This window comes from Chitinophaga horti (genome assembly GCF_022867795.2).
GTDB classification, from domain to species: Bacteria; Bacteroidota; Bacteroidia; order Chitinophagales; family Chitinophagaceae; genus Chitinophaga; species Chitinophaga horti.
The window spans coordinates 3895617-3919421 of the sequence record NZ_CP107006.1 but is presented as its reverse complement, the minus strand read 5'-3'; the positions used below and the strand labels follow the sequence as shown (position 1 = coordinate 3919421).

Below are 23805 nucleotides of genomic sequence, written 5' to 3'. Positions count from 1 at the left end.
ACCAGGTTACGCTTCATTCAGTCCCCAATCCGTTGCCAGCAAGTCGTATTGTTCTTTCGGCATGTAGCTTTGGTCGTAGTGGCCGGCCAGTTTTTTCTGGCGCATGGCTTCGTAGATGCTTACCGCACAGGCCACCGAAATGTTCAGGGAACGGATGATGCCCAGCTGTGGGATCAGGAAGTTGCCATCGGCCGCCTTTTGCATGGCTTCACTCACGCCAAAACGTTCACTGCCGAACACCAGCGCTATCGATTCCTTAAAATCAATATCATACAGGCTGATGGCGTCTGAACTTAGGTGCGTGGTGAGGATGCGGTCGTACCGTTTGCGCAGGGCGGCTATACACTCTTCCGTATTGTCAAATTCATGTATCGTGAGCCACCTTTTAGCGCTGGACGAGCTGCGATGACCATAGTTTTTATGCCTGGGTATCAACGTGGTAAGCACGTAAATGTCCTGTATGCCCACTGAATCGGCCGTACGCATTACGGCGGAAATGTTGTGCGGGTCCTCCACGTTTTCCAGCACTACCGTCAGGTTTGTTTGTCTGTTATTTAAAGCTGTCGTTAATCTTTCGGTACGTTCTGGTGTCATGATAATTTAGCTGTTCCTTTGCAAAAGTACGAATTGCAGGCCTTTCGCAATACGGCAGCCCGATTACCGTTTACAGGGAAAATTTATATCTTCATGCATTATCTCAAAAATCAAGCATACCTATGAAGCTGAAACTTAAAAAGATATTTAAGTGGACAGGGATTACGTTCGTCGTTTTAATAGCCTTACTCATCGCCATTCCTTACTTGTTTAAGGGTAAAATTATGGCTAAGGTGAAAGAGGAATTGAATAAACAACTGAACGCCAAGGTGGATTTTGAAGACGTGGATATAAGCCTGATCCGTCGTTTCCCCCGCCTGGCGGTGGCGTTGGTCGACTTTCACGTAACGGGCCTGGCGCCTTTCGAAGGAGATACCCTTATTGCCGTACACCGTGTAGAAGCGGCTATGGACCTGATGAGTGCCATCAAAGGGGATAATATTAAAGTATACAGTGTGCTGGTGAAAAACCCGCGCATTCACGCTATTGTGAATCCAGACGGCCGCGTGAACTGGGATATCATGAAACCTGATACAACAACCGCCACCGAGCCTGAAAAGACCGATACTGCCTCGGGAGAATTTGCGTTGAGCCTTCAGCAATATGCGATCGAGGATGCCTACATCACCTACGCCGACCGCCAGGGCAATATGACCTTGCAGATCGATGACCTCGACCACTCCGGCAAAGGTGATTTTACCCAGGATGTGTTTACGCTGAAAACAAAAACAAACATTGGCGGCATCAGCTTTTTGTCTGGACTGATACCGTACCTGCATAATGTAAAAGCGGGTATGGATGCGGATGTGAACATCGATAACAAAACGAGTACGTATAGTTTTAAGACCGATAAGATCGCGATCAACAACCTGCAGCTCGCTACAGAAGGCTTCTTCCGGTTGCTGACCGATTCTACCTACGGGATGGACATCCAATTCAAAGCGCCGTCTACTGATTTCAAAGACATCCTTTCCCTGGTGCCGAGCGTATTTGCAGCAGATCTTGCCAAGATAAAAACCAGCGGCAGCACCGCCTTTTCCGGTTATGTGAAAGGGGAATATACACCTGCCATGATGCCCGGATTCGGCATCAACCTGTCTATCAAAAATGGTTTTGTACAATACCCCGACTTACCTAAACCGATCAAAAACATTCAGCTCGTCGTGGACGTTACCAACCCGGATGGCGTGCCCGATCATACCGTCGTAAACATGCCGCAGGCGCATCTGGAAATGGATAATGCTCCTGTAGATATGCGACTGCTGCTGAAAACACCCGTTTCCGATCTGTATGTGGATGCGGCTGCCAAAGCGAAACTGGACCTCTCCACCGTTAACCAGTTCTATAAACTGGAACCCGGTACAAAGCTGGCAGGATTGCTCGATGCGGACATAGCGGCGAAAGGCAACCTTTCTGCCATTGAGAAATCGCAGTACGAGAAGTTCGACGCACAGGGAGCCATCATTCTCAAAAACATGTTGTATAGCAGTAAAGATTATCCCGATGGTGTGAAAGTGAGCGACCTGCTGATGCAATTTACGCCGAAGAACCTCAGCGTAAAACAATTTGCCGGTCAGTACCTGGGCACGAACTTTAACGCCACCGGCGAAGTGAATAACGCGCTGGCCTATGTACTTAAAAACGATCCGTTGAACGGTCACCTCGACCTGGCGGCGGATTACATCAACCTGGATAAATGGATGGCTACCGGCGAACCCACTGCGGCTAAACCAGCGGCGGCGGACACCGTGAAAACAGCTTCGGAGCCGTTCGTGGTACCGGGTAACCTCGACTTTAACATTACTGCCAAAGCAGGTAAAGTACATTACGATAAACTGGACCTCACAAACCTGAGCGGCAACCTTAGAATTGCCGACCAGGCCGTACAGCTCGACCATGTAAAAGGTAATGCGCTGCAGGGTGCGATGGACATCAGCGGTAGCTATTCCACCAAAAACAGCAAAAAGAATCCGGAGATCGCGCTTACTTATGACGTGAAGGAGTTAGACATCCAGCAAACCTTCCTGGCTTTTAATACCGTACAAAAACTGATGCCGATCGCGCAGTTCCTGGGGGGTAAAATCAGTTCGAAGTTAACCGTTAACGGTAAACTGGGAGAAGATATGTCGCCGGTGCTCAATAGCCTCAACGGTGAAGGCAACCTGTTACTGATCCAGGGTGTGCTGAAGAAGTTCGCCCCGCTTGACCAACTCGCCAATCAGCTGAACATAGCGGCCTTACAGGACATTTCTGTGAGAGATATCAAAAACTATATTGCTTTCCAGAATGGGCGTGTGACCGTAAATCCGTTCCGCGTAAAACTCGGCAACATGAATATGCTGGTAGGTGGTTCCCATGGCTTCGATCAGACCCTCGATTATACCTTGCAGATAGCCCTGCCGCGCAGCGTGATCGGTGCTAAAGGCACTTCGCTGATCGATAACATGGTGTCGCAGGCGAACAATAAAGGCATCCCGGTGAAACTGAGTGATAGCGTTCACTTGCAGGTCGCCATGGGCGGCAGCATCACCAGGCCTTCTATGAAAACCGATTTGCAGGAATCCGTTTCCGGCGTGGCGACCAACCTGAAAAACCAGGCGACCGCTATCGTGAAAGCGAAAGTAGATTCCGCTAAAGCAGTAGCAAGAGATACGCTCAATTCCGTGAAAAACCAGGCGGTAAACGCGTTGAAGGATGAAGTGAAAAACCAGTTGCTCGGCAAAAAAGATTCCACGACAAGTGGTGGCAATCTGCAAAACGCCGGTAAGGCTGCGACCAATTCGCTGAAAGGGGCGTTGAATGGCCTGGTAAAAAAGAAATCAAACAACACAGATAGCACCAAAAACCAATAAATTCCGTAAATTAAGATAATGGAAGTGTCCCTTGCTGCTTATGGCACGAGGGACATTTTTGTTTAAACGCTATCCACTATGGAAAAGTTGGTATCCAGCCCCTGGTTCAATGCAAGCATACTGGCCGGTTTGTTGTTCCTCATGATGGGTTTCCTGATTCGCAGGTTCCCGCCTAAAACCACCAAAACATGGTACGGTTACCGCACCTTTTTATCTACCCAAAACAAAGAGATGTGGGACAGTGCCAATCAATACGCCGCCTGGTTCTCACGACGCGGCGGATTGATTTTATTGGCCGTAGGATTAGCCATGGGGTTGATCTTCGAAACGCAGACAGACATCTTCCTGTACCTTACTATCGGTCCGGTCATTATCTGCGCCTTGCTGATGGCAGGTTACACCGAATGGCACCTGCATGAAACGTTTGATGAGGAAGGGCATAGGAGGCCGGGGAAATGATTATTTCTTTTTAATGATCAGTATTGATGTCTGATAGCCATTTCTTTCGATGATCAACGCGCCGGTTGGGTGCGCTGGCTTTTAATGAGAATGGCCAGGGAAATGATTAGTTCTTTTTTAATGATCAGTATTGATGTCTGATAGCCATTTCTTTTGATGATCAGCACCGCCGGTATGGGGTGCTGGCGTTGAGGTCCGGTAAATGACTACTTCTTTTTAATGATCAACACCGCCGGTACCGGGCGCTGGCCTTCTTTGTCGGCTGTTTTAATCGTGTTTTGATTGTTGACCCACAGGCAGGAGGATCCGCCGCCGTCGAGGTTCAAGGCTTCCACGCAGCCCAGGTCGGCGAATATCTTTGCCATCTGTGGGAAGTTGGCGCCTTCTGCAATGCCTTTGTTTCTGCCTTCTACTACCAGGATGAAGAGTTTACCTGTATTCGTGTAGCCGATGGCGGTACGTGGGTGCATGGCTTCCAGGCCGCCGGCGCGGTCTTCTTCTTTTGACGTGATAAAAGGTTGCCCGTCTTTCAGTAATACCGGTCCTCCGCCTACGGCCTCTTTCATCTTCCAGCGATGGCCGCCTTTTTTACCAGGTTCCTTTGCGGCCGTGTTGGGCATGTCATATGCATATGCCCGTTGTTTGCGGCCTACGTTGTAAACCCAGGCTACATCTGCGTTACGGCGTTTATCGATGCCGAAAGCCCCGCGGGTGGGGTATACCATCACACTGTCAGTCGCGGAGCGTTTTTTGTAATGGGCTTTGGGGTTGTTGGCCAACACTTTGCCATCGTGTATTACCAGGTTCAGGTTACTGTTATCAGCAAAGGAAAAGAAAGTAGTGTTGACTACTGCCAGTACATCGCTGCCTTCCTGGGTGGCGTACTGCGTGGGCGTGTAACGTTTACCGTTACCTACTTTCGTATAAAACTGAAGCCGCTCATCGTGCAGATCAGCCTCCAGGTAAAACGCCCGAAAAGCCTTGCCATCGAGCGAATCGGTCGTCTCATAAACACGTACGGTTGACGGGAGGCCGGCATTATGTTTTTCGGACGGCTGCCAGCGTAATTGCGCCTGAGCGGAACAGCAGAAAAAGGTAAGCGCGATGATGAGGATGCGAGACGTTTTCATGCTGCGAAAATAGGATAGGGGCCGGAGCAATTTTTTCCGCTTGTAAAATTTAATAGCTAATTTTCCATGAAATATATAGACCAAGGGCACATGAAGACGCGTATACCAAGAGAAGATGCCGAGGAACTGCTTGCCAGGCAAAGATTGGCGCAATTGTCCGCCGCCGAACGAAAAGCGATCGCCACTACGATCGGACTGGCAGATGAAAGCAACATTACGGAAGAACTGGATGCCGTGCATTACCTGCGGTCGCAGTTATTGGCGGTAACGAATGAATACATCGAACAAAAACTCTCACAACATCAACAGCAGCCGATCGAGATCGATGGCGCCCCGCTGTTATACGAACCTTGCTGCTGCTGTGGTTACCGCACCATATCCCGCCGCGAGCAGCTGGAAATCTGCCCTGTATGCTTCTGGGAAGACGATGGCAGCTGCGAACCCGAACGCTTCTCCGAAGAAAACGCGATGACCCTTGATGAAGGCATGCGAAATTTCAAGGAATGGGGTGTGTTTGACTTGAAGTATAAGGTGAACGTGACGGAGGAGCCGGAGCAGTATTTAAGGAAGTAAAGATCTAATAAAACAAAAACGGCCGGTACTCCAGTACCGGCCGTTCTCTATATCATTTAAACCTATTTTCTTCCGCTGAAGATGTGTTTTTCTGCATGGTAAGACGAGCGTACCAGCGGGCCCGCTTCTACATAGTCGAGGCCCATGGCGTAACCGGCTTCGCGCAGTTCCGCAAACTCGTCGGGGTGTACGAAGCGTACTACCGGCAGGTGTTTGGGAGTGGGTTGCAGGTATTGGCCGAGGGTTACTACATCACAACCGTTGTCGCGGAGGTCCTGCATGCTCTGGAGCGTTTCTTCTTTGGTTTCACCGAGGCCCAGCATAATGCCGCTCTTCGTGCGCATACCGCCTTCTTTCAGGCGACGGATCACTTCCAGGCTGCGGTGGTATTTAGCCTGGATCCTTACTTGTTTGGTCAGGCGCTCTACCGTTTCCAGGTTGTGGCTTACCACATCCGGGGCTACTTCGATAATGCGCTGAAGGTTTTCCCACTGTCCGCGGAAGTCGGGGATCAGCGTTTCCATGGTAGTGGTCGGGTTCAGGGCGCGTACGGCTTTGATGGTGTTGGCCCAGATGATGGAGCCGCCGTCCTTCAATTCGTCCCTGTCTACCGAGGTAATTACCGCATGTTTCACCTTCATCAGCATGATCGCTTCGGCAACACGCTGTGGTTCGTCCCAATCAACCGCTTCGGGGCGGCCGGTGGCTACTGCGCAGAAGCCGCAGCTGCGGGTACAGATATTACCCAATATCATAAAGGTGGCGGTGCCGGCTCCCCAGCATTCGCCCATATTGGGACAGTTTCCGCTTTCGCAGATGGTATGTAATTTATGGGTATCTACCAGGTTCCTTACCTGCCTGTAACTTTCTCCGATGGGAAGCTTTACGCGCAGCCAGTCGGGCTTTTTCACTCTTGGTGCAGCTGGTTCGGCTGCTATAACGGGTAGTTCTTGCATCTCAATTCCTAGCTTTGTTAAAACGCAAAGTTACTTATTCCAGCGCTTTCCGAACTGTAAAGATAAGTAAGCATTGAAAAAGAAGCGTTTAGGATCATATTCCACCATGATTGGCACCTCTTTCGAGTAAATTTCGGCATTTAAACCTACTTCCAAGGCGCTGATCACGTCATTGAACCTGGCCCAGTCGAACCGGAGGCCGGATTTAGCGTGCAGCCCTGGTGCAAACTTAAGTTCACCCCAACCTTTGAAGAAGCCACCGCCGCCGTAGATCAGCTCACGGTTAAGGAACCGGTCGCGATCTTCGAAAGTGTATTTGGTTTGTTCGCGGTTGTTAACGTCGTTGGGCGTTTCCATGAGGTCGAGGTAATAAGGCTTCATAAGGCCGAAGGAGATGCCGCCGTAATACACGCCGGTCACTTCCACGCCGTTTTTATTGCCTTTGCCACCGATCAGTTTACGCTGGCCGGCACCGAATTTAGCCTGAAAAAAGTTGTTTTGTTTGCCGTATACGTATGGGTTGGTGTTGAACCAGCCGAAGTTGGTAGTGATGGTATTGGTAGCACGGTCCTGTTTAGGGTGCTTTTTTTCGGCAAATTCGAACTGGAAGTAGTTGGTGGTGGTACGGGTCTTTTTATAACCCAGTTCCAGGAAACCGCTCCACCCGTCCGTATTTAGGCGCCCGCCCATGGAAAATTCGCGGTTGTAGGTATTTTCACCCTCCTCAATTTCCTTAAACAGTGAAATGCGCTTTAGTTTCCTCTGCTCCTTTTCTTCTTTTTTGGTCTGTTTGCTGCTTTGTGCCTGCAAGGTACCACCTGCGAGCAGTAACAGTAAGATTAAGTATGTTTTTTTCACAGTCGGGTGGATTATATTTTATAAACGCGCCTTTACGTTTTATGTTTTATTCCTATACAAACATACATAAATTAGGGCCAAAACGTTGCCCGTATCTCCGTTTTTTCCCTTTATTTTACGTTTTAAAACGTAAGTAAATGCAAACCGCAGAGATAGTATACAATGGCGAACTGAGGACCACCTCCACACACGTACGTTCCGGCACCGTAGTAGAAACGGACGCACCGGTAGACAATAACGGTAAGGGCGAACGTTTTTCTCCCACCGACCTGGTGTCGAGCGCATTGGGGTCCTGTATGATGACGCTTATGGGCATCAGCGCCAAACAACATAACTGGAATATTGATGGCACGAAGATCAGCATCCTGAAAATTATGGGTACTGACCCGCGCAGGATCACAGGAGTGAACGTGGAGATCACTTTCCCCGCAGGCCATGGCCTGGGTGAGAAGGAACGCGCTATCCTGGAGCGCACCGCACTCACCTGCCCCGTGGCCAAAAGCCTCCACCCGGATATCGTGCAGGATGTGAAGTTTAACTGGTAGTTTTACGCAATGCATTAACAAAAGCCGCCGATTGGGGCGGCTTTTGCTTTTGGGGAGGCTAACTGCTGTAAGCGGCTGGCAAACCCTTGTAACCTGACAGCAAAGCAGTGTAAGCGCTTCGCAAACCTCTGCAACCTGAAGCAACCCTACCCCCTTAACAACTTCGTCCCCACGGCGCACTCCAAACACCGCTTCTGCTCACAATAATGCTGCTTTAGCTGCAGCAACGCCTGTGAATCCACCGCGTTTTCGCTTTTGATGCCGATTGTCTCCCAGTTGCGGGTAATGGCATTGTCCTCCGGCTCCAGGCCTTCTATCAACCTTAATGCTTTTAAGTGCAGATGCGGTACTTTGTTATGTTTTGCATACAGGTATAGTAACGGACAAACGGTGTTCACCAGTAAATTCCGGATGGCTACAGTGCCGATTCCCGCCGGCTTGTCCATGGTTTTGCCGAACCGGTAATGTTGCTGCCAGTACGGCGACAACTCAACATGAAAAAGCTCCTCGGGGTGGTCAGTCTCCAGTAACCTTGAAAACAGATGACTGGTTTGATGTATAAGTGCTGCCAGCGTGGCTATACGTAGCGTCGGGAAGGAGGACGGCCGCATCCGCAGAAACTTCCAAAGGTGACCTGGCATGGATTGTAGCCGGTATTTACGTCGCAAATGGGCATACTCCTGCGCCAGTTTTCGCGAATAAGCATCGGGCATGTCGCCCTCTAATAAGCCGGCCTGGCCGAATAGCAGGGCCTCCAGTTGAAATAAGTGGGGCTTATGCCGAACGAGCATCAGGTGGGGCGTGATGCTGGCTAGCTGCAGGAAGGGCGTGGCGTTTACAGGCATACCGAGGGCCTGGGCTACGGCGCGGAAACAAACTTCTTCCCAATTGCCGCGGGTTTGCTCCAGCCAGCCGCCAAACACCGCCGCCCTCGACTCCCACCGTTCCGCGAGCATCCGTTCTTTCCAGTTGCTCCATACCAGTGAAGATACCTGCGCCGCCTGATGCTCGCAGGGTACGAACCGCTGTTCGCGCATCAGCTTCTGATAACGTTCAAGCAGGATTTTAGGGATACGGTTTTGCAGCTCAATACAGGGGATAGGCGGCAGCTTATCAGGAGGCGCATCCAATTCAAAAACCACGTGTAATACCACGTTGCGGTAGTTGAGGTCGTGCTGATGCCGGTGTTTATACCACCCGGATGCTTGGAGGTGCAGCTCAATATTGCCGCCCCACATGATATTGCCGACTTTTATCAGCGCTCCCGAGAAATCGGGGCCACTGTCCCGGTTCAACGTGCCGGTGCGAATAATACGTACCGGCTCGCCGGTAATGGTCGTGAGGTTGTCCTGGTGGAAAAGGCCTGCCTGCCATATATATTGCAGCAGCGCCTCGGTGAGGACGGGGTTAACAATTGCATTCATCATGTTCAATCTCTTTACATCAAAGTAGTATTTTTCCCCTGGTCTAAAAAATTCCTACCGCCCATATTTGGAAATATGCTTACTAGTCCGTTAACTTTGCACCGCAGTTCTTAAATATTTACTTATCCAGAAAGGCAGAGGGTACTGGCCCTGCGAAGCCTTAGCAACCATTCCGGATTTATTCGGGAAAAGGTGCTAATTCCGGCCCTGGTTTTATACCGGGGAAAGATAAGTTGGCAGAGATTTTAAATTTATCGCTATATATCAGCATAAAGCTCTTCCAACCACGGAAGGGCTTTTTTTGTGCCCCTACGTTCCCGCCTACTTTGGATAATCTATATTCAGGAATCCCGATTTCGTAAATCATACCAATCATTTAAGCCGTTTATGAAACCATCCACACAGTTGATTCACAGCATTCCGGTAGACGAGCTGACCGGCGCTATATCGGTGCCGATCTACCAGACGTCTACCTTCGTGCAGGAGTCGCCCGGCATTAACAAGGGGTTCGAGTTTTCGCGCGCCAATAACCCCACCCGCAAAGTGCTTGAAGAGCTGATCTGCAGCCTCGAAGAAGGCTACGCAGGCTTCGCATTCGCCAGCGGTATGGCCGCGATAGACGCGGTTTTGAAGCTTTTAAAAACCGGTGATGAGATCATGGCAGTAGAAGATACTTACGGCGGTATCTTCCAGATCTTCCATTCGATGTTCGAACGTTTCGGTATCAAGGTGAATTTCGTTGATATGTCGGATACGGATAAAGTGCTGGAAAAGATCACACCCAAAACGAAGATCATCTGGCTCGAATCGCCCACCAATCCTACGTTGAAGATATCCGATATCAAATCGATCGGTAAGATCGCCAAACAGCATAATATCCTGCTGGTGGTAGATAATACGATGTCGACGCCCCTGGTGCAAAAGCCCATCCCGCTGGGTGCGGATATCGTGGTGCACAGCGCCTCCAAGTATCTCGCGGGGCATACAGATGTTATTGCCGGCCTCGTAGTGGTAAACTCAAAAGTATTAGCTGATCAGCTGCGTTTTAACCAGAATATTTCCGGAAGTATTCTCAGTCCGTTCGAGGCCTGGCTTACGATTCGCGGGATAGAAACGCTGGCGTTGCGGTTGGAGAAACAAAGTGCCAATGCACTGGCCATCGCATCATGGTTGAACGAGCATCCCGCGGTAGATAAAGTGTTTTACCCTGGACTCGCCACGCACAAGAACCATCATATCGCCCGCAAGCAACAAAAGGGCTACGGCGGTATCGTTAGTTTTTCGCTCAAGGAAGATCATATTAAAAACGCGATCCGTATCGTGAACAGCACCAAACTGTTTAAGCTGGCCGAAAGTTTCGGCGGCGTAAAAAGTATGCTGGCACACCCGGTAACGATGACGCATCGCATCATTCCCGAAGACTTTCGCCGCAAGGCGGGATTACAGGATAGCTGCATTCGCCTGAGCGTAGGTATCGAAGATGTGGAAGACCTCATCAACGACCTGAAACAGGCCCTCGATAAACTGAATCAACCATTAGGAAAACAAATTACTGTATTACAATAAGTATGGAAAAGAAGATCATTAACCTCGGTATTTTCGGATTTGGCGTAGTAGGCCAGGGATTATACGAAGTATTGAACAGAACGAAAGGCATCAATGCCCGCATCAAAAAAATCTGTATCAAGGATCCGAACAAAGCTCGTCCTATCGACGCCAGCTATTTCACCACTGATCCTAACGACATCCTTAACGACCCCACTATCGATGTGGTAGTTGAGCTGATCAACAATACAGAAGATGCTTACCAGATCGTAAGCACTGCATTACGCAACGGCAAAGCAGTAGTAAGCGCCAGCAAACGCATGATCGCAGAAAACCTGCCAGCCCTCTACCAGCTTCAGGTTGAGAATAGGGTGCCGTTCCTGTACGAAGCATCCAGCTGCGCGAGTATTCCCATCATCCGTAACCTGGAAGAATACTACGATAACGACCTGCTGAATGCAGTAGAAGGCATTTGTAATGGCTCTACGAATTACATCCTCACAAAAATATTTGAGGATAACCTGAGCTTCGATACTGCCCTGCAACAGGCGCAGGACCTGGGCTTCGCAGAAACAGATCCCACCCTCGATATCGAAGGTCATGATCCGAAGTTTAAGATCGTGATCCTGTTACTGCACGCTTTTGGTACGTTCGTGAAGCCGGAAGAAGTATACAACTTCGGCATCAGCCACCTGAACGATTTCGATATCCAGTTCGCGAAACAACGCGGTTGTACGATCAAACTGATCGGCTCCTGCCGCAGGTCTAACGGCCATGTAAACGCTTACGTATTGCCACACCTCATCAAAGAACACAACCTGCTGTATGATGTGTACAATGAGTACAATGGTATTTTGCTGGAAAGCGCTTTTACCGATAAACAGTTCTTCGTAGGTAAAGGTGCAGGTGGTACTGCAACCGGTAGCGCCGTGCTGTCCGACATTTCCGCACTGTTGTACAACTATCGTTACGAATACAAAAAAATCATCCAGAACAATTCGCCCATCTTTACCAATGATGTGCAACTGAAAGTGTATCTCCGCTACAAATCGCCGGACCAGGTAGATCTTTCTGCTTTCTATAACATTTCTGAAAAGTACGAGTCACCTACTTACCGTTATGTAGTAGGCGTGATCAACCTGCAGAAACTGAAAGAAGCCAATTGGTTGAAGAATAAAGAGGTGAACCTGCTGGTGTTGGAGTAGGCTATATGCAATTCAGCCATGAATAAATAGAGAAAAGCCTGCGAGTTAGTACGCAGGCTTTTTTTATCAATGACGTATGTGCATCCATATTTTTCTTTTTCGCAAGTCCAGCAAAAAACGACGCTGGCTGATAATGCCAAAGTTAAGCGCGCCATCGTAAAGGATATCCCGTTTTTCACAACTTACCTGCTTTGCCAAAGGCGCAAGATCCGTAACGTATAACCCCGTACTATCAGCAGGCAGCCGCCATTCGTTCACCGTCGCGGAAGAAAGAAGCGGCGCGCCGATGTTGCCCGAATCGAACAGGAACCAGTAGTTACGATTATTGCGCAGGATGTTTAGAAATATTGTCAGTTCGTTACCCTCATTGCCGGTAGCGAAGCGTGCGGAGATGGATTGCCAGGCTGATTGGTTGCCAGGCCTGGGCGCCTCATCATGTAAGATCAACATGTCTTTCCCCAGATCCAATTCCACTACGCGCCCTTCAAACGATTTCAATGACAGTACGCCATCAATCTTTGGTAAGCCGTCAGGAAGGATGCTCATAAGGTCCCACACACCCATCTCCGGATGAAACAGATCGAGTTTGCCAATCGCTATCGTGATACTGTCAATCCGCTGATAATTTATTTTCTCACCAGACATGCGAAAGCCACTCATCTGTCCGTACGGCGTTTTGCCTGCCTGCGCTGCAAGTTCCGGAGAAAGTAAGGTGAAGCCGCCACCCGAATCGAACAGCAGGTGGCAGGTGCGGCCGGCAATTGTCACTCTCACCTGCTTCAGGTTGCCGGCATACTTAAACAAACGGATCGTATCCTGCGCCTGGGCGTGGTTGAAGCTTATAAGCAGCAAAAAAAGTATACCCGAGATGTTACGTTTGAGATTCATTCCTGCCAGTGCACAAAAAACAAGCCCATACATCGGGTGTGAAACCTGAACTATCGCTTTCGCCGGCTGAAATGGCAGATCATTGTGTGCAGGTACAGGGCTGTTATGTATCTTTAAACCATGAAGCTATTTTTCGCCCTGATGTTGTTTGCACATATCGCAGTGGCACAGCAGGTAAGTTACGCAAGCCGCTCCAGCCTGCTGGTGCGCATTTTCGCCGATACCGTTTACCTCGGCAGCGCAACAGGCTTTGTGGTGGAAGTCAATCAAAAGGCATACTTCATCACGAACTGGCATGTAGTCACCAATCGCGAGTACAATGGCTTCAATCGCCCGCTAATGAGCAGTCATGTGCCAGACCGGCTTTGGATACATTTTAACAGGGATACTGCCTGTGGAAGGCGGCGTTTATTTACGAGCAGCTGCGAAAGTTATAGCAAAATAACAGTCTATTTTCCGGCAGTCAATTCATGTACTATGATGTTAGCTGATTCAGTAGTGGCAGCGTAAATATTAATTCCCTTTTCAATCAACTCCTTTCTAATAACATTTTTATCAAATTCAAGGTTGTCGACAAGGAATTTATGGCGTAAATCGAACATCATAAATATGTCATCCCAACTATATGCATATATCTCAAAATTTTGAACGGACTTCACCAGGAATTTTTTTCCCTTTTCTTTCTGGGATAAATATTGATCATGAACATAGTTGTCCAGTTTATTACCGATGATGAAAAACTTCCAACATCTTTTTTGAGAGTTGAAGGACACGTCATGGCGGATAATATCAAGATAGTCCTCAATCTGTCGTAGTTGTTCCTTTCCGATCACAACATCCGGCCGTTTTAATTCAACGAGCAGGTTCTCTTCCATTAAATGTTGACTGTCTTCTACGTCATCAATAGCCCGTTTTCTAGCCAGGAAGATGTCGGGTCGCCTGTTGGCTTCCTGCGACGATACTTTGTTTTTGCTTCCTTTCAGATCCTGTTCGAGGAATGTATTATATGCAGAAAGTAATTTATTGAAACCTTCATTCGCCGATACCATGTTATACTGTTCTCCAAGTATCCAATAATTTTCTTCTATCGCTTTCTGAAGATGATCGCGTTCCGTCGTAAATTTTTTCATATCGAACACCAGCGCTTTCAATAATTCGATTGTTTTAAACCGCTGTTCTATAAGGTTTACTGTGTTCGCTATCCGGCTTACTGTTGTTTTCCTGAGTACACTCAGCAGTTGCTGCCGTTCGTCGGAGTTGAGTGTGATAATCTGGCCAATTAGCTCGATGATATGTTCCCTTTCATCGGTATCAAGAAGGATATTGATCAGGCCGATACTGACCTTTTGTTGTTCTTTGTTCAATCCCTGGAAAATCTTCGGCTCAATACAGTAAAGGCTTTTTACCACATTAATCAGATCGATTCTCCTGGCTTGATCGTATTTGTTGTTTTTGAACGTAGGAAGGGCTCCGTTTCGCTCGTACGTGTCAATCAATTTCGTCGCTGCTTCGCCATATACAAACTCTTTTTGTTTGCGGCGAACAACATTGTGCAATGCAGACATCAATGTTTTGAAAACACCATTTTGCCTGTTGTTTTCAAATAAGTTTTGGGAATGTTGTTCGTCATTCGCATTAAACTTGTCGAAGTATCGTGATTCTACATATATACTGTGATTGAAACCGATGGCGTTATTATTAAAAGAGGTCAGGTCTTTGAAAACTTCTCTCTGTCCGGAGTTAAGAAAGTAAAAATAAAATTTATCACCAATCTTTTCTTTCCATCTGACGAATGTTACTTTGAAGACGTTTTCCTGACCGTCGGATCCTTTAATCGACATAACTGTTACGTCCTTCTCTATGATTAGGTCGGAATAATCTACAGGTATACTATTAATTGTAAGCTGGTATTGTTTTTCCTGATTTAGCAAAAGGAACCATCCAAATTCCCTGGCCAAAAAACTTTTAAATTCTTCAGACTGGAAAGAAAAACCGGTGACCTCAAACAAATCGGTAATTGTAACGGTTGTACCAGTTAGTTTACTAGCAGAGATTTTCTGATTCTGTGGATCGTAGAAGTCTTTTGAGTGCCGGGAGATCGTGATATCGTATTCGAGGTATTTGTCAGATAATTTATCGAAAAATACGGTTTCCCATATAGCTTTACCGCCAAAAGCTACGAAGGAAAATCTTCCCCTCCCTTTATTGCCTTTAACATTTGATGATGATTTCTGAAAGGTATTTCTTTTGATGGAATCGTTGAAGTTACCGAAGGTGTCTTCAAGTGAGGAGGCATCGATACCTATACCGTTGTCGCGAATAGAAAGGCTATTGAGAGATCCTATTTCATTAGTGTCAAAAATTAACGCTACTTCAGTCGCAGCAGCGTCGAACCCATTCCATATATATTCAGCCACAGCCTCCATATAATCTTTGGGCAATCCTGACGATTGTATTCCACTATCGCTGACCGAAACCTTTTTTTTCATGGGGAAATCATTTAACGCTAGTTACTAATTTATTTAGTAACGGGAAAATCTATTTCTCCACTTGCTTTCGCGGCTATAACGCCTTCACCATCCACACATTACACGCATAATGCCCCGAGTTACCCAACGCCTTATCCAGGTAATTAAAGCCCGCTTTTTCGTACATCCCTACTGCCTTCTTCATTTCAGGAAACGATTCGATATAAAGGTGTGTATACCCGAGCTCACGGGCCATGTCAAAAGTACGCTCCATTAACAAACGCCCGATGCCTTTTCCGCGCGCTTCAGCCGCTAAAAAGAAACGTACCAGTTCCGCGTAGCCACCTGGCAAACCAGCGGTCGGGTAAACGCCGCATCCGCCCAGAATGAGGCCATGCTCTTCTGCCACGGTATACGCGGAACCCGGCGCCTGAAACAATGTAAAAAGATCATCGGTGGTGGGGTCGGTGTAGGCAGTACCCTCTGTGGGTACGTCAAATTCCGCAATGCCGGCCCGTATGATGACGGCCAGGTGCTCGTTGTCTTCCTTACGTATAGTCCTGTAAATCACGCGACAAAGATACATTTTGTAACGAGCTTCAACCCGCTATGCAGCCGCCGTTGTGTCACACCCTTCAGCGCCAGTCTCTCTTTTGAGCAAATAGTATCATTTTTCCTTCCAGAGGCTGCCCGCATCCTTGCTACATCCCTGCTACATCCTTGCTGTATCCTTGCTAAAAACACCCTGTTTCAGCAGGGTGTTAGCAACAACTTAGCAAGGATGTAGCAAGGATCCTGGTAGGATCTACGGTGGATGCGGTTTGCCGTAAGTGTGTTATATCATGGATAAATTGGGTGAATGATACTATTTTAACATTATTTACGCCCCGGCTTTGGCAGCACCTGGTGCGTCAGTGCCCACTCACGCCATAACCCGGCTAGTTCCTGCACTTTCTCCGGGTGTTTCCCGGCGAGGTCGTGCATTTCGGTTTTGTCGGCAGAGAGGTTGTACAAATGCCAGGTGGTGTCGTTGCTCAGGCTCACCAGCTTCCAGTCGCCCTGGCGGGCGAAGCGGGCACCGAAATGCTCGTTAAACAATGTTTTATGCCCTGCAGAGCGCTTCCCGTAAAACGATGGCGTGAGGCTTATGCCCTCGGTTGGAGTAATTGTCCTGCCTTCATAGGCCGCCGGGTACTTCGCACCCGCCAGTTCCGTGAACGTCGCCATAAAATCCATCACATGTCCTACCTGGTTGCTGTAACTGCCTTTCTTTGCTTTCATGCCTTTGGGCCAGAAGGCGATAAGTGGCGTACGCACGCCACCTTCATACGATTCAGCTTTCCAGTATTCGTACGGGGTGTTCACCACGTTCGACCAGCGCTGCCCCAGTGAGCTGTAGGTAGTTTGCGGACCGGGCATGGCTTCTTTCTTCGTAGCGTACACGATTTTACGGCCATCACGCGTTTCGCTGGGGCGGTCGAAGCCTGGGCCATAGGCGGCGCAGTTTTCGGCACTGGCGCCATTGTCTGAAAGGAATAGTATGACGGTGTTATCCAGCTGGCCGGATTGCCGCAGGGTTTCTATAATTCGACCAATGCCCTGGTCCATACGATCGACCATAGCGGCGTGTACGGCCATGGCTTCGGCATCCCAGGTTTTGTCAGGATTGTTTTCCCACGAAAGGTCGTCTTTCCAGCGGCGAGAGAGTTTAGTGGTGTTAGTGTCGATCAATCCTAGTTTCGCCATCTTTTCATAGCGTGCTTTGCGAATGGCATCCCATCCGCCTTTATAGGTGTTTTTATATTTCGCGATGTCTTCCGGCAACGCTTGTAACGGCCAGTGTGGCGCGTTATGGGCAATGTATAGGAAGAAAGGTTCTTTGGCGGTCGTGTACTCCTTAATATACGCCACAGCTGTGTCATTGATCGCATCTGTATGGTAATAATTGGCCGGTACGGTAGTAATCGGTTTTGTGCCGCTCACCATGGCGAACGGATCAAAGAAGTCGATCACGCCCCAGATGGTGCCAAAGTATTTGTCGAACCCGCGGCTCGTCGGATATTGTTCGATGGGAGAAAACAACTCGTGGGAAGTATGGTGGTTCAGCCAATCGAGTTGCGCTTTCGGGGTTGGTTGTACAACGGTATTGGATACATGCCATTTGCCGGTCATTGCAGTGCGGTATCCGGCGGTTTTAAGTACTTCCGCTAGAGTAACCGTGTTGGGAGTGATGTAGCCGTTATAACCAGGCGTATTGTCGTTTTCAGACATCTTGCCGATGCCTGCCTGGTGGTTGTATAAACCCGTCAGCAACGAAGCGCGGGTAGGGCAGCAGCGCGAGGTATTATAAAACTGCGTGTACCGGATGCCGTTATTTGCGAGGTAATCGAGGTTGGGTGTTTGTATTTCGCCACCATAGCAGCCCAGGTCGGAGTAGCCGAGGTCGTCGGCCATAATGAGAATGATATTGGGGCGAGGGGCAGGTTTTTCTGTTTTCCAGGATAGCACGGCAGTAACGCCGGCGCCCGCCATGATAGCGGCCATAGCCAGTTTAATATACTTCATGTAAATGAGTTTAGAGTAGTCGCTGGCTAATATAAAAGCTTTCGGGTATTAATGCGATTTATTTACATGATCGGACAAAAAGAAGAAGGCCGCCTTTGCGGGCAGCCTTCTTTATAGTGGGAATAGTTATCGCAAATTAAGCGCTGCAAGTTACGCAACCTTCTTCCATAGTGCAAACTGCGCCAACCGGAACTTCCAGTTCTTCGGTTTCGGTGCCGCCTTGCTGAATAACAGGCTGCATTTGCTGGCCGCCTTGTTTTTCCACGGTGAACTGTACCGCTTGTGTAGCTGCCTGTGTACGCAGGTAGTACATACCTGTTTTCAGACCTTGTTTCCAGGCGTAGAAGTGCATGGAGGTCAGTTTAGCTGCAGAAGGCGTATCTACGAACAGGTTCAGTGACTGGCTCTGGCAGATGTACGCGCCGCGGTCGGCCGCCATATCGATGATCGTACGTTGTTTGATTTCCCAAACAGTTTTGTACAGCTCTTTCAGTTGTGAAGGGATCTGCTCGATCTTCTGGATAGAACCGTTGTGTGCAATGATCTGGTTTTTCATATCATTATCCCACAGGCCGAGGTCTACCAGGTCTTTCAGCAGGTGTTTGTTCACGATCACGAACTCGCCGCTCAATACACGACGGGTGTAGATGTTAGAAGTATACGGCTCGAAGCACTCGTTGTTACCGAGGATCTGGGAGGTAGATGCGGTTGGCATCGGCGCTACCAGCAACGAGTTACGAACACCTACTTTTGCTACTTCCGCTTTCAGTTCTTTCCAATCCCAACGTGGGCTTGGTGTTACACCCCACATATCGAACTGCATAATGCCTTTCGAAATAGGAGAGCCAGGGTAGCTTTCGTAGTGACCATCCTGTGCTGCCAGATCCTTAGAAGCGGTCATCGCGGCAAAATAGATGGTTTCGAAGATCTCGCTGTTCAGCTTACGCGCTTCTTCGCTTTCAAACGGATAACGCATGAGGATGAACGCATCTGCCAGACCTTGAACGCCCAAACCGATCGGACGGTGGCGGAGGTTAGAGCGGCGTGCTTCTTCAACCGGGTAGTAGTTATTGTCGATGATCTTGTTCAGGTTCAGGGTAGCCTGGTAAGTAACGTCGTACAACTTCTGGTGATCGAATTTACCGTCGATCACGAAGCGTGGCAGCGCGAGGGATGCCAGGTTGCATACGGCTACTTCATCCGGCGCAGTGTACTCGATGATCTCTGTACACAGGTTGGAACTCTTGATGGTACCGAGGTTCTGCTGGTTTGATTTGCGGTTGGCAGAATCTTTATACAACAGGTAAGGTGTACCGGTTTCGATCTGTGCATCGAGGATAGCGAACCAGAGGTCTTGTGCTTTCACAGTTTTGCGGGCACGGCCTTCTTTTTCGTACTGCTCGTACAGTGCTTCAAACTCTTCACCCCAGCATTCTGCCAGTCCTGGTGCTTCGTGTGGGCAGAACAGGCTCCAGTCGCCATTTTGCTCAACACGTTTCATGAACAGGTCAGATACCCACAGGGCGTAGAACAAGTCGCGGGCGCGCATCTCTTCTTTACCATGGTTTTTACGCAGGTCGAGGAACTCGAATACGTCTGCATGCCATGGCTCGAGGTAGATGGCGAAAGCGCCTTTACGTTTGCCACCGCCCTGGTCTACATAACGCGCGGTATCGTTAAATACACGCAGCATTGGGATGATTCCGTTAGAGGTACCGTTAGTGCCGCTGATGTAGGAACCGGTAGCGCGGATGTTGTGGATGCTGAGACCAATACCGCCAGCGCTCTGGGAGATCTTAGCAGTTTGTTTCAGCGTATCGTAAATACCATCGATGCTGTCGCCCTGCATGGTGAGCAGGAAGCAGGATGACATTTGTGGTTTAGGTGTACCTGCGTTGAAGAGAGTAGGCGTGGCGTGTGTGAACCAGCGCTCGCTCATCAGGTGATAAGTTTTGATGGCAGATTCGATATCCTCTTTGTGAATACCAACGGCTACACGCATAAACATGTGCTGCGGGCGTTCTGCGATCTTGCCATCAATTTTCAACAGGTAAGAGCGCTCCAGTGTTTTAAAACCGAAGTAATCGAAACCGAAGTCACGGTCATAAATGATCGTGGAGTCGAGGATCTCCGCATTCTTCCTGATGATTTCGTATACGTCGTCCGCGATGAGTGCGGCAGATTTACCGGTTTTAGGATCAAGGTATTCGTAAAGATTTTTTACCGTCTTCGAGAATGACTTGATGGTATTTTTATGCAGGTTGCTCACCGCGATGCGGGAAGCCAGCAGTGCATAGTCTGGGTGTTTGGTGGTGAGCGATGCAGCTGTTTCAGCAGCAAGGTTGTCGAGTTCACTGGTGGTTACGCCATCGTATAAACCCTGGATCACTTTCTTTGCCACGTCGATAGAATCAACGTACTCCGGCGCCAGGCCGTAGCAAAGCTTCTCTACGCGTGCAGTGATTTTGTCAAATTTTACGGTCTCTTTTTTACCGTCTCTTTTTATAACAAACATTTGCTCGAATTTATTGGGTGGTTAATAGTAGTCTTGTTTGATGTATCCGGTGATATATGTCCTAGAAGTCTTCGTCAAGGCTGAATGTCTGGGAATCTTTGCCGCCCATTACACCCGCTTTCTGATAATCGCCTACACGTTTTTCGAAGAAATTCGTTTTACCCTGCAGGGAAATCATTTCCATGAAGTCGAACGGATTCGCGGTGTTAAACATTTTAGCGGCGCCCAGTTCGCTCAGCCACCTGTCGGCTACGAACTCGATATATTGTTTCATCAGTTCTGCGTTCATACCGATCAGTGCAACCGGCAGTGCTTCTGTGATAAATTCTTTTTCGATTGCAACAGCGTCGCCAATGATTTCCTGGATCTGTTTTTCGCTGATCTTACCTTCCAGCATGCTAAAGAGCAGGCAGGCAAATTCGCAATGCAGACCTTCGTCGCGGCTGATCAACTCGTTGGAGAAGGTCAGGCCTGGCATGAGGCCGCGTTTTTTCAACCAGAAAATAGAGCAGAAGGAACCGCTGAAGAAGATACCTTCTACGGCAGCAAAGGCTACCAGTCTTTCTGCAAAAGTGCCATTCTCGATCCAGCGCAATGCCCATTCTGCTTTCTTTTTAACGGCAGGAACGGTTTCAATAGCGTGGAACAGGCGATCTTTTTCTACCGGATCCTTTACATAAGTATCGATCAGCAGGGCATAGGTTTCAGAGTGGATGTTTTCCATCATGATCTGGAAACCGTAGAAGCAACGTGCTTCCGGAATTTGTACTTCGCTCATGAAGTTTACTGCCAGGTTCTCGTTCACAATCCCGTCGCTCGCAGCAAAGAAAGCCAGTACGTGGCTGATGAAGTGGCGCTCACCATCGTTAAGAGCCGCCCAGTCTTTCAGGTCGCCGCTGAGGTCAATTTCCTCGGCCGTCCAAAAGCTGGCTTCATGCCTTTTATACATTTCCCACACTTTGGGATAATTAATTGGTAGCAGCACAAACCTGTCCTTGTTCTCCTTTAAAAGGATTTCATTCTCATTGTTCATCAATCAGTGTTTTATATGGTCTGTAATGTGCGATAACTAAGTCGATACGACGGCAGATAACTTTTCCGGCAGTCACCGGTGGAGGTTACTTTCGCCAATACCTTATTACGCGAAGGCTTTGACAAATCTGTTGGTTTGGCAGGTTTCCTGGCTTTCCCATTTACTTCCGGCCTTCCCGTGTTCTACACAGTGGCAAGGGGGAGTGGAAGTAAATCTGAACCGTTTACTGCACGGGCCGGGGAATCACAGTAGCGCGTCTGCTCGTGAATCTCACACGATTCCCTATTAATCATGCCGAAGTGGTCGGCATAAACCAAAACAACAATGTCAAGAACTGTTGCAAATGTAAGAAGTGCTACATGGGTTAATCCCAAAAGTTGCTAACAGGTGTGGAAAAACAATCGTACTTTTTATAAGACTCCCTGTGGTGAACGAAAGACGTTTTCTGGCACTTTTTTTAACATGCAATACACATGTTTTTTTATCAAAAAGTGTGGAGTTGTATACACGAAAATTAGTGATCAAATCTGTGGCTGATCATCAGCGTTTTACACTTTTATATTCTTTTTTCCTTGTTGATGAATTTCCTGCGGATGATGTCCTGTACCGGGATTCCCTCGATTTTACTCTCCAGCCAGGAAATAATATCCAGGTAAAGGAACGAACGTTTTTCATATGGGTTCTGGGAGATGGTTACCAGCTTTTGCTTCAGATCTTTAAACGCTTCGCTCAACGCTTTGGGGTGCGCATACATATTCTTGCGCAAAAACTTTAATATTTCTTCCATCACACTGCTTAAGTCTTTGTTTTTCGCAATGAAGTGATAAACAGACTTGATGAGGTATTCCACCAGGCTGTAATTTTCCAGCTCGTAGTGGGCGATCAGGTGAAGGATACGCGCGAAACACTGGATGTCAGCCCGCAAATTGCCTATCCTTAAATGAATGATCTTATTCAGGTAAACAATGGCGTTGTTGTTATCCCCACTGCCGAAATACAAACAGGCGATCTTATAATAAAAAACGAGCACGCGGTGCTGGTCAACGGTCAGCTGATGCTCGGCGATCTGCGTTTCCAGCTCGGGCACCATCGCCAATCCCTCGGTGAAGGTACCCTCCAGGAAGTGGCGGTTCAACCGTGAGGTATAGCGGTACACGAAGGAGGAGGTGCGGGTGTTTTCGTTAAAGCTGTCCTGGTGTTCGTCGATGTACGACTCAAATGCTGCCAGCGCCTCTGCAAATTTCCCATGGTTCATGGTGTAAAAGTGGGCGGTCAGCAGGTTGTGCATCGCCTTCACGTACATGTCCTGGTCGGTTTTTAACAGGGATGGGTACTCGGTGAAAAGATCAACCCACTTCTGGGTATACCGGTAGTACATGGCAAAGTCCTGTAATATGTAGTAGTACCAGCAATGTGCCTGGTACATGTAGATCTTCTCATAAAAACTCATATTCGGCAACTGCCTGCCGGGCAGGTTCGTCTCGAAGAAACTTTTCATCATCAGCACATCCTTCTCGTCCCGCGCATGACCCAGTTTCAGGTACAGGCCATACATCCGCAGGCTGAGGGTGGATAACTTACTCACATGATTCAGGTGGGCATTGATGTCCTGCGATTCCACACTTAACTCTTCCGCCCGGTTCTCCAGGCTGCGGGTGATGTGCCGCGATTCGATCAGCTTCTCAAATTCGATAATTTCATAGCAAAGCATCACTTCCTCCTGCTCCCGGGCACTAGTCTTGGCCTTAGCCAACAGTTTCAGGCTCTGGGTGTAAAGGCCTTTGTTGTACAGTACACGGGCATAGTCCAGCTGTTCCCGCAGCTCTATCAGCGGGTCCTTTTGCTTGTAAAGCAGCCGCAGGGTGGTGAGCAGGTGTTTATACAGATGGGCTTTAACGTTGGACAGCTGCTGTTTCTTGATGTCGGGTACTTTTTTCAGGATCACCTCCTCATCGTACTCCTTCATCCTGTCCATTACGTTGAACAGCTGGATAAAAAGCACGTCCTCTTTATCGTTGTTTTTATTAAAAGCCAGCTGAAAATTCCGCTTTTCAGCTTTTGTTAAGGTTTTTATTAATATGAAAAGCGCATCGTTAATACTGTTGGGCATCGTTGATTTATGGTTATATCGTACTGTTTTTCAATAATTTAGGTGAATTTAACCTGCTTTGCGGATCGTAAAAGACGCAAATTTA

Annotated in this window: 19 protein-coding genes and 2 riboswitches; of the genes, 7 read left to right on the top strand and 12 right to left on the bottom strand. The window is 48.4% G+C overall.

Features of this window, described 5'->3' with window-relative positions; all coding sequences use genetic code 11:
* Nucleotides 1-6: 6 nt before the first annotated feature.
* On the bottom strand, nt 7-594 hold the full coding sequence (locus tag MKQ68_RS15785) for a TrmH family RNA methyltransferase (RefSeq protein ID WP_264279959.1): 588 nt from the start codon (nt 592-594) through the stop codon (nt 7-9).
* Nucleotides 595-716: 122 nt separating this feature from the next.
* On the opposite strand from MKQ68_RS15785, the gene MKQ68_RS15780 reads away from it, so the two are divergent.
* On the top strand, nt 717-3446 hold the full coding sequence (locus MKQ68_RS15780; RefSeq protein ID WP_264279958.1) for an AsmA family protein: 2730 nt from the start codon (nt 717-719) through the stop codon (nt 3444-3446).
* A gap of 78 nt (nt 3447-3524) precedes the next feature.
* On the top strand, nt 3525-3905 hold the full coding sequence (locus MKQ68_RS15775) for an SdpI family protein (protein ID WP_264279957.1): 381 nt from the start codon (nt 3525-3527) through the stop codon (nt 3903-3905).
* A 206-nt stretch (nt 3906-4111) separates the two neighbouring features.
* Here MKQ68_RS15775 and MKQ68_RS15770 read toward each other — a convergent pair whose 3' ends face one another.
* Nucleotides 4112-5035, bottom strand: coding sequence for a phosphodiester glycosidase family protein (locus MKQ68_RS15770; protein WP_264279956.1), 924 nt, complete (start codon nt 5033-5035; stop codon nt 4112-4114).
* Between the two features lie 90 nt (nt 5036-5125).
* Here MKQ68_RS15770 and MKQ68_RS15765 point away from each other — a divergent pair, with 90 nt between their 5' ends.
* On the top strand, nt 5126-5608 hold the full coding sequence (locus MKQ68_RS15765) for a CPCC family cysteine-rich protein (RefSeq protein ID WP_244840388.1): 483 nt from the start codon (nt 5126-5128) through the stop codon (nt 5606-5608).
* A 62-nt stretch (nt 5609-5670) separates the two neighbouring features.
* Here MKQ68_RS15765 and lipA read toward each other — a convergent pair whose 3' ends face one another.
* Both lipA and MKQ68_RS15755 read right to left on the bottom strand, forming a co-directional pair.
* Nucleotides 5671-6564, bottom strand: coding sequence for a lipoyl synthase (gene lipA, locus MKQ68_RS15760; RefSeq protein WP_264279955.1), 894 nt, complete (start codon nt 6562-6564; stop codon nt 5671-5673).
* Between the two features lie 30 nt (nt 6565-6594).
* Nucleotides 6595-7422: a hypothetical protein gene (locus tag MKQ68_RS15755; protein WP_264279954.1), complete on the bottom strand. Its 828-nt coding sequence runs from the start codon at nt 7420-7422 to the stop codon at nt 6595-6597.
* 137 nt (nt 7423-7559) lie between these two features.
* Here MKQ68_RS15755 and MKQ68_RS15750 point away from each other — a divergent pair, with 137 nt between their 5' ends.
* Entirely contained in the window at nt 7560-7967 is a 408-nt protein-coding gene (locus MKQ68_RS15750) for an OsmC family protein (protein ID WP_264279953.1), read from the top strand.
* A gap of 146 nt (nt 7968-8113) precedes the next feature.
* Here MKQ68_RS15750 and MKQ68_RS15745 read toward each other — a convergent pair whose 3' ends face one another.
* A complete protein-coding gene (locus MKQ68_RS15745; protein WP_264279952.1) occupies nt 8114-9394 on the bottom strand; it encodes a DUF2851 family protein in 1281 nt (426 codons plus the stop codon).
* Between the two features lie 116 nt (nt 9395-9510).
* A riboswitch (SAM riboswitch) is annotated at nt 9511-9626 on the top strand.
* Nucleotides 9627-9778: 152 nt separating this feature from the next.
* Between MKQ68_RS15745 and MKQ68_RS15740 the strand changes: the two genes are divergently transcribed.
* Together MKQ68_RS15740 and MKQ68_RS15735 are read left to right on the top strand one after the other, a co-directional pair.
* A complete protein-coding gene (locus tag MKQ68_RS15740; RefSeq protein ID WP_264279951.1) occupies nt 9779-10957 on the top strand; it encodes a trans-sulfuration enzyme family protein in 1179 nt (392 codons plus the stop codon).
* Between the two features lie 2 nt (nt 10958-10959).
* Nucleotides 10960-12141 carry a homoserine dehydrogenase gene (locus MKQ68_RS15735; protein WP_244840382.1) on the top strand — a complete coding sequence of 394 codons (1182 nt, stop codon included), beginning with the start codon at nt 10960-10962 and terminating at the stop codon, nt 12139-12141.
* A gap of 66 nt (nt 12142-12207) precedes the next feature.
* Here MKQ68_RS15735 and MKQ68_RS15730 read toward each other — a convergent pair whose 3' ends face one another.
* On the bottom strand, nt 12208-13029 hold the full coding sequence (locus tag MKQ68_RS15730; protein ID WP_264279950.1) for a retropepsin-like aspartic protease: 822 nt from the start codon (nt 13027-13029) through the stop codon (nt 12208-12210).
* A gap of 120 nt (nt 13030-13149) precedes the next feature.
* On the opposite strand from MKQ68_RS15730, the gene MKQ68_RS15725 reads away from it, so the two are divergent.
* Nucleotides 13150-13539 carry a hypothetical protein gene (locus MKQ68_RS15725; protein ID WP_244840380.1) on the top strand — a complete coding sequence of 130 codons (390 nt, stop codon included), beginning with the start codon at nt 13150-13152 and terminating at the stop codon, nt 13537-13539.
* On the opposite strand, the gene MKQ68_RS15720 is transcribed toward MKQ68_RS15725, so the two are convergent.
* The 6 genes from MKQ68_RS15720 to MKQ68_RS15695 all read right to left on the bottom strand — a co-directional run bounded on the left by MKQ68_RS15720 (nt 13479) and on the right by MKQ68_RS15695 (nt 23720).
* Nucleotides 13479-15518, bottom strand: coding sequence for an ATP-binding protein (locus MKQ68_RS15720; RefSeq protein ID WP_264279949.1), 2040 nt, complete (start codon nt 15516-15518; stop codon nt 13479-13481). The two genes, MKQ68_RS15725 and MKQ68_RS15720, sit on opposite strands and share 61 nt — an antisense overlap.
* A gap of 73 nt (nt 15519-15591) precedes the next feature.
* Complete coding sequence (locus MKQ68_RS15715; RefSeq protein WP_264279948.1) at nt 15592-16068, bottom strand: GNAT family N-acetyltransferase; 477 nt, start codon at nt 16066-16068, stop codon at nt 15592-15594.
* A 305-nt stretch (nt 16069-16373) separates the two neighbouring features.
* Complete coding sequence (locus tag MKQ68_RS15710; RefSeq protein WP_264279947.1) at nt 16374-18062, bottom strand: arylsulfatase; 1689 nt, start codon at nt 18060-18062, stop codon at nt 16374-16376.
* Nucleotides 18063-18198: 136 nt separating this feature from the next.
* Nucleotides 18199-20577 carry a ribonucleoside-diphosphate reductase subunit alpha gene (locus tag MKQ68_RS15705; protein WP_264279946.1) on the bottom strand — a complete coding sequence of 793 codons (2379 nt, stop codon included), beginning with the start codon at nt 20575-20577 and terminating at the stop codon, nt 18199-18201.
* Nucleotides 20578-20638: 61 nt separating this feature from the next.
* Nucleotides 20639-21610: a ribonucleoside-diphosphate reductase small subunit gene (locus MKQ68_RS15700; protein ID WP_264279945.1), complete on the bottom strand. Its 972-nt coding sequence runs from the start codon at nt 21608-21610 to the stop codon at nt 20639-20641.
* A gap of 120 nt (nt 21611-21730) precedes the next feature.
* A riboswitch (cobalamin riboswitch) is annotated at nt 21731-21943 on the bottom strand.
* A 223-nt stretch (nt 21944-22166) separates the two neighbouring features.
* Nucleotides 22167-23720 carry a hypothetical protein gene (locus MKQ68_RS15695; protein ID WP_264279944.1) on the bottom strand — a complete coding sequence of 518 codons (1554 nt, stop codon included), beginning with the start codon at nt 23718-23720 and terminating at the stop codon, nt 22167-22169.
* Nucleotides 23721-23805 lie beyond the last annotated feature (85 nt).

What these genes read in the sequence shown, in the direction of transcription:
- MKQ68_RS15785 (WP_264279959.1), bottom strand. Translation starts at nt 594, where the DNA reads ATGACACCAGAACGTACCGAAAGATTAACGACAGCTTTAAATAACAGA.
- MKQ68_RS15780 (WP_264279958.1), top strand. Translation starts at nt 717, where the DNA reads ATGAAGCTGAAACTTAAAAAGATATTTAAGTGGACAGGGATTACGTTC.
- MKQ68_RS15775 (WP_264279957.1), top strand. Translation starts at nt 3,525, where the DNA reads ATGGAAAAGTTGGTATCCAGCCCCTGGTTCAATGCAAGCATACTGGCC.
- MKQ68_RS15770 (WP_264279956.1), bottom strand. Translation starts at nt 5,035, where the DNA reads ATGAAAACGTCTCGCATCCTCATCATCGCGCTTACCTTTTTCTGCTGT.
- MKQ68_RS15765 (WP_244840388.1), top strand. Translation starts at nt 5,126, where the DNA reads ATGAAGACGCGTATACCAAGAGAAGATGCCGAGGAACTGCTTGCCAGG.
- lipA (WP_264279955.1), bottom strand. Translation starts at nt 6,564, where the DNA reads ATGCAAGAACTACCCGTTATAGCAGCCGAACCAGCTGCACCAAGAGTG.
- MKQ68_RS15750 (WP_264279953.1), top strand. Translation starts at nt 7,560, where the DNA reads ATGCAAACCGCAGAGATAGTATACAATGGCGAACTGAGGACCACCTCC.
- MKQ68_RS15745 (WP_264279952.1), bottom strand. Translation starts at nt 9,394, where the DNA reads ATGATGAATGCAATTGTTAACCCCGTCCTCACCGAGGCGCTGCTGCAA.
- MKQ68_RS15740 (WP_264279951.1), top strand. Translation starts at nt 9,779, where the DNA reads ATGAAACCATCCACACAGTTGATTCACAGCATTCCGGTAGACGAGCTG.
- MKQ68_RS15735 (WP_244840382.1), top strand. Translation starts at nt 10,960, where the DNA reads ATGGAAAAGAAGATCATTAACCTCGGTATTTTCGGATTTGGCGTAGTA.
- MKQ68_RS15730 (WP_264279950.1), bottom strand. Translation starts at nt 13,029, where the DNA reads ATGAATCTCAAACGTAACATCTCGGGTATACTTTTTTTGCTGCTTATA.
- MKQ68_RS15725 (WP_244840380.1), top strand. Translation starts at nt 13,150, where the DNA reads ATGAAGCTATTTTTCGCCCTGATGTTGTTTGCACATATCGCAGTGGCA.
- MKQ68_RS15720 (WP_264279949.1), bottom strand. Translation starts at nt 15,518, where the DNA reads ATGAAAAAAAAGGTTTCGGTCAGCGATAGTGGAATACAATCGTCAGGA.
- MKQ68_RS15710 (WP_264279947.1), bottom strand. Translation starts at nt 18,062, where the DNA reads ATGAAGTATATTAAACTGGCTATGGCCGCTATCATGGCGGGCGCCGGC.
- MKQ68_RS15705 (WP_264279946.1), bottom strand. Translation starts at nt 20,577, where the DNA reads ATGTTTGTTATAAAAAGAGACGGTAAAAAAGAGACCGTAAAATTTGAC.
- MKQ68_RS15700 (WP_264279945.1), bottom strand. Translation starts at nt 21,610, where the DNA reads ATGAACAATGAGAATGAAATCCTTTTAAAGGAGAACAAGGACAGGTTT.
- MKQ68_RS15695 (WP_264279944.1), bottom strand. Translation starts at nt 23,720, where the DNA reads ATGCCCAACAGTATTAACGATGCGCTTTTCATATTAATAAAAACCTTA.